Here is a 628-nt window from a genome sequence, read left to right as displayed (position 1 = left end):
TCCACATAGCATCCGTAGCTACGAAGTGTCACTGAACGCAAACAAGTGTCTTGCATGTCATAGCTGGAAAAACGCGAAAGAGTCTGGCGCAACAAAAATCAGTGTAACGCACTATGTAAACCGCCAAGATGCAGTACTTGCTGATGTCTCTCCTCGTCGTTACTTCTGTTTGCAATGTCACGTTCCACAAACCAATGCGAAACCGCTAGTGGAAAATGAATTCCAGTCAGTTGATTCACTTCAGTAGTTGAAACGCAAGTACTAAGAGGTCATTTATGAAAATACTTAAAGCGTTTTGGAAGAGGCTGAAGAACCCAAGTAAAGCTGCCGCTGGTGTGGTTTTATTCTTAGGCTTTGCCGGTGGTCTTCTGTTTTGGGGCGCATTCAACACGGGTATGGAAGCAACGAACACGGAAGAATTCTGTTCTGGGTGTCACGCACCTATCGTGAAAGAAATCCAAGAGACGATCCACTACTCTACCCGTTCAGGCGTTCGTGCAATCTGTTCTGACTGTCACGTACCACATGAATGGACAGATAAGATCGTACGTAAAGTTCAAGCGTCAAAAGAACTGTTTGCACACTACGTTCTTGGCACCATTGATACACCAGAGAAGTGCCAAGCTCG

The 628-nt window shown here is 45.5% G+C and carries 2 protein-coding genes; both read left to right on the top strand.

Going from position 1 to position 628, the window contains the following annotated elements:
* Positions 1 to 247: nitrate reductase cytochrome c-type subunit (locus R7R78_RS27350; protein WP_225474760.1), on the top strand; the 247-nt coding region annotated here is incomplete at its 5' end.
* A gap of 28 nt (positions 248 to 275) precedes the next feature.
* Positions 276 to 628, top strand: a 353-nt coding sequence (locus R7R78_RS27345) for a NapC/NirT family cytochrome c (protein ID WP_225474759.1), incomplete at its 3' end; no start/stop codon positions are given.

The organism is Vibrio sp. 2134-1 (assembly GCF_033339495.1).
Note: the sequence above shows the minus strand (reverse complement) of the source record. Positions and strands in the feature narration are given on the sequence as shown.